The following is a 4,570-nucleotide window of genomic DNA, read 5'->3' as shown; positions in this document are numbered from 1 at the left end:
CTCCCCGGAATCTCTCAGGCATCCGTACCGGACAGGCGAGGTCACTCTGGAAAGCAGGGGCGGGCGCGGCCGGCGAGGAAGCCGGCGGCGGGCCCCTCACCGACGGTGCAAGCCGGCGGGCGCGGGCGCGGGGCACTCCCCGGGTGCGGGCGTGCCGGTGAAGCTCTCAGGTTCCGATGACAGAGGGGGAGGCCGTCCGGGTGAGCACGCCCGGGCCGCCGGCCCCGTGGGACGGCGTCCCGTTTGTGCGAGCCCCCACCGGTCCGTGACCAGGAGGCCTCAAGCGCCATGAATGCCGACCAGACGATAGGGCGCCGCCGCGCCGCGACCGCGGCCAGCCTTGCCCAGCTGGAGCAGGCCAGCCCCTTCGAGAACCGCCATATCGGCCCGGACCGGGCCGAGCAGGACAAGATGCTGGCCCACGTCGGCTTCGGCTCGCTGGACGAGCTGACCGCCGCGGCCGTCCCCGAGGCCATCCGCAGCCTGCAGGGGCTGGACCTGCCCGGGGCGCGCTCGGAGTCCCAGGTGCTGGCGGAGCTGCGTGAACTGGCCGGGCGCAACCGGGTGCTGGCGCCGATGATCGGGCTCGGCTACCACGGCACCTTCACCCCGCCGGTGATCCTGCGCAATGTGCTGGAGAACCCCGCCTGGTACACGGCCTACACCCCCTACCAGCCGGAGATCTCGCAGGGCCGGCTGGAGGCGCTGCTGAACTTCCAGACCGTCGTCGCCGACCTCACCGGCCTGCCGACCTCCGGGGCGTCGCTGCTGGACGAGGGCACCGCCGCGGCCGAGGCCATGGCGCTGTCCCGCCGGATGGGCAAGGTGAAGAACGGCGTCTTCCTGGTCGACGCGGACGCGCTGCCGCAGACCGTCGCCGTGATCGAGACCCGCGCCGAGCCCACCGGCGTCGAGGTGGTCGTCGCCGACCTGTCCGCGGGCATCCCCGCGGAGGCCGCCGAGCGCGGTGTCTTCGGTGTGCTGCTGCAGTACCCGGGAGCCTCGGGCGCGGTCCGCGACCTGGCCCCCGTGATCGAGCAGGCCCACGGGCTGGGCGCGGTGGTCACCGTCGCCGCCGACCTGCTGGCGCTCACCCTGCTGACCTCCCCGGGCGAGCTGGGCGCCGACATCGCGGTGGGCACCACCCAGCGCTTCGGTGTCCCCATGGGCTTCGGCGGCCCCCACGCGGGCTACATGGCGGTCCGCGCCGAGTACGCCCGCAGCCTGCCCGGCCGCCTGGTCGGCGTCTCGGTCGACGCCGACGGCGACCGCGCCTACCGGCTGGCCCTGCAGACCCGTGAGCAGCACATCCGCCGGGAGAAGGCCACCAGCAACATCTGCACCGCGCAGGTGCTGCTCGCCGTGATGGCGTCGATGTACGCGGTCTACCACGGCCCCGACGGCCTGGCCGACATCGCCCGCCGCACCCACCGCTATGCCGCGGTGCTGGCCGAGGGGCTGCGGGCCGGCGGTGTGGAGGTGGTGCACGGGGCGTTCTTCGACACCGTGACCGCCCGGGTCCCCGGCCGTGCGGCCGAGGTGGTCGCCGCGGCCCGCGAGGGCGGGGTCAACCTGCGGCTGGTCGACGCCGACCTGGTCGGCATCGCCTGCGACGAGACCACCGGCCGTGAGCAGCTGGCCGCGGTGTGGGCGGCCTTCGGCGTGACGGCCGGCGACCCCGACGCCCTGGACGAGGCCGCGGGGGAGGTGCTGCCGGCGGCGCTGCTGCGCACCGACGAGTACCTGACCCACCCGGTCTTCCACAGCCACCGCTCGGAGACCGGCATGCTGCGCTACCTGCGGCGGCTGGCGGACCGTGACTACGCGCTGGACCGCGGCATGATCCCGCTGGGTTCGTGCACCATGAAGCTCAACGCCACCACCGAGATGGAGCCGATCACCTGGCCGGAGTTCGGCCAGATCCACCCCTTCGCCCCGGTGGAGCAGGCGGACGGCTATCTCACCCTGATCCGGGAGCTGGAGCAGCGGCTGGCGGAGGTCACCGGCTACGACGCGGTCTCCCTGCAGCCCAACGCGGGCTCCCAGGGCGAGCTGGCCGGCCTGCTGGCGGTGCGCGCGTACCACCGTGCCAACGGGCAGCAGCAGCGCGACGTCTGCCTGATCCCGTCGTCGGCGCACGGCACCAACGCCGCCTCCGCGGTGATGGCGGGCATGCGGGTGGTGGTGGTGAAGACCGGTGCGGACGGCGACGTGGACGTGGCCGACCTGCACGCCAAGATCGAGCAGCACCGCGACGCGCTGGCGGTGCTGATGGTCACCTACCCCTCCACGCACGGCGTCTTCGAGGACAACATCACCGACATCTGCGCCACCGTGCACGACGCCGGCGGCCAGGTGTACGTGGACGGTGCCAACCTCAACGCGCTGGTGGGCCTGGCCAAGCCGGGCCGGTTCGGCGCGGACGTCTCGCACCTGAACCTGCACAAGACCTTCTGCATCCCGCACGGCGGCGGCGGCCCCGGGGTGGGGCCGGTGGCGGTGCGCGCCCATCTGGCGCCGTACCTGCCCAACCACCCGCTGCAGCCGCAGGCCGGTCCGGAGACCGGGGTCGGCCCGATCTCGGCGGCACCGTGGGGCTCCGCGGCGATCCTGCCGATCTCCTGGGCCTATGTGCGGCTGATGGGCGGCGAGGGGCTGCGCCGGGCGACCCAGGTCGCGGTGCTGAGCGCCAACTACGTCGCCAAGCGGCTCGCCCCGTACTTCCCGGTGCTCTACACCGGTCCGGGCGGCCTGGTGGCGCACGAGTGCATCATCGACCTGCGGCCGCTGACCAAGGCGACCGGGGTGTCCGTGGACGATGTGGCCAAGCGCCTGATCGACTACGGCTTCCACGCGCCGACCATGTCGTTCCCGGTGGCGGGGACGCTGATGATCGAGCCCACCGAGAGCGAGGACCTGGTCGAGCTGGACCGGTTCTGCGAGGCGATGATCGCCATCCGTGGGGAGATCGAGAAGGTCGGCGCGGGCGAGTGGCCGGCCGACGACAACCCGCTGCGCAATGCCCCGCACACCGCGGCGGCGCTGACCGGTGAGTGGGCGCACCCGTACGGGCGTCAGGAGGCGGTCTTCCCGCAGGGGGTCAACCCGGCGGACAAGTACTGGCCGCCGGTGCGCAGGATCGACGGCGCCTTCGGTGACCGCAACCTGGTCTGCTCCTGCCCGCCGCTGGACTCCTACGGGGTCTGAGCCGGGACGGCGCACGAGGTGTGCCGGGGGCGTGGGGAACCGCAAGGGGGCCCGCCGCATCGGCGGCGGGCCGTCCGGCGGCCCCCACGCCCGGGCCGGGGGGCGGGGCGACCCGCCCCCCGGCCCGTTCCGGGTGGCTCAGGCCGCGCCGACGGCGGCGAGCGAGCGGTGAGGCGCGATCACCCGGCCGTCGGGGAGGAGCTCACCGGTGTCGTCGAAGAGCAGGACGCCGTTGCACAGCAGGCTCCACCCCTGCTCGGGGTGGCAGGCCACGGGTCGGGCCGCCTCGCGGTCCGCAGAGTCGGCCGACGGGCACTCGGGTCGGTGCTGGCACATGGTCGTACCCTCGCTTCGCAGGTTTCCGGTCACTGCGCGGAGGTTCGCCGCCAGGTGCCGGGAATCACTCTCCCGGCGAGGTGTGAGCCGTCCGCTCACGGGGTAGGACAACTGGCCTTCCGCGCTGGTTCCCAGTGTCTGCATCCGGAGACCGTCCCGCAGCCGTTTGGTGACATGCACCACAGTGCGGCCCCCTGAGATCACCCGTTCGGATGCCCTGGGCGCGCGCCGCCCACCGTTCCGGGCCATACGGCCATCGCCCGTGCGGACCATGCCGGTCCCCGGTGCCATCGCCCCGTGGGGGTGTCCCTCACCGTCCCGCGACGGTGAGGGCGTCCGGGTCTGCGGGAGGCACCCCGGTCGCGCCCTGCACGGGCGGGGAGACCGCCCGGCGGAACAGGCGCAGCAACTCCCCGGCCGGGTAGACGCGGTGCGCCGCGATGCCCAGCGGAGCCGGGGCCAGCGGTATCAGCAGATCGGTGCCGCCGGGCCGCAGGGCGTGCAGCCACAGGGCGGCGGTGTACAGCGACGGCACGGACAGCAGCCGCGGTTCGTGGGGTCCGGCCGCGCCGGCGGCGGCGCGGCGGGCCTGCTGCAGTGCGCGCAGCGTCGCCACCAGGTACGGCCCCTCGGCGAAGTGCGAGAAGGCGTGGCCGTCCGCCGTCTCCTGGGTCTCCGCCGCGGCGACCACCTCGTCCCCGCAGCTGATCAGGAACCGCCAGCCGGTGCGGGGTGCGTTCGCCAGCGCCACGCCGGGCCGCAGCAGGTGCACGGCCAGGGGGTGCTGGGGCACCGGTGGATGCGCCGGGTCGGGCGTCCGCAGCGCCGGGGTGGTGACATGGCGCAGCGCGGTGGGGGAGACCAGGGCGGTGAGGACGGAGCGCAGCGCTCCGTCGGGCGGCTGGGGGAGCTGCAGGGTCATGTGGGTCGCCTCTCCGGTAGAGATCGGCGTGCAGTCGCTGAGCGGGGGTTGCCGTTCGGTGCCGGGTGAGCAGCGGTGCGCGGGCGGCGGCGGGCGGGGCCTGGG

At 74.3% G+C, this 4,570-nt stretch carries 3 protein-coding genes; 1 reads left to right on the top strand and 2 read right to left on the bottom strand.

What is annotated here, in order from left to right:
- Positions 1–288: 288 nt before the first annotated feature.
- Complete coding sequence (gene gcvP / locus AOK09_RS33625) at positions 289–3,207, top strand: aminomethyl-transferring glycine dehydrogenase (protein WP_055591011.1); 2,919 nt, start codon at positions 289–291, stop codon at positions 3,205–3,207.
- A gap of 138 nt (positions 3,208–3,345) precedes the next feature.
- On the opposite strand, the gene AOK09_RS33620 is transcribed toward gcvP, so the two are convergent.
- Positions 3,346–3,543 carry a DUF5999 family protein gene (locus AOK09_RS33620; RefSeq protein WP_055591010.1) on the bottom strand — a complete coding sequence of 66 codons (198 nt, stop codon included), beginning with the start codon at positions 3,541–3,543 and terminating at the stop codon, positions 3,346–3,348.
- 310 nt (positions 3,544–3,853) lie between these two features.
- The gene (locus AOK09_RS33615; RefSeq protein ID WP_055591009.1) at positions 3,854–4,465 is read right to left on the bottom strand and encodes a hypothetical protein; all 612 of its coding nucleotides are present in this window, start codon (positions 4,463–4,465) and stop codon (positions 3,854–3,856) included.
- Positions 4,466–4,570: the final 105 nt, after the last annotated feature.

Source organism: Peterkaempfera griseoplana (assembly GCF_001418575.1).
In the GTDB taxonomy this organism is placed as follows: domain Bacteria; phylum Actinomycetota; class Actinomycetes; order Streptomycetales; family Streptomycetaceae; genus Peterkaempfera; species Peterkaempfera griseoplana.
The sequence above is the reverse complement of the archived record's forward strand: the minus strand, read 5'-3'. Positions and strand labels throughout refer to the sequence as shown.

Bases quoted from the DNA above. Each gene is read 5' to 3' on its own strand.
- gcvP (WP_055591011.1), top strand. From the start codon at position 289: ATGAATGCCGACCAGACGATAGGGCGCCGCCGCGCCGCGACCGCGGCC.
- AOK09_RS33620 (WP_055591010.1), bottom strand. From the start codon at position 3,543: ATGTGCCAGCACCGACCCGAGTGCCCGTCGGCCGACTCTGCGGACCGC.
- AOK09_RS33615 (WP_055591009.1), bottom strand. From the start codon at position 4,465: ATGACCCTGCAGCTCCCCCAGCCGCCCGACGGAGCGCTGCGCTCCGTC.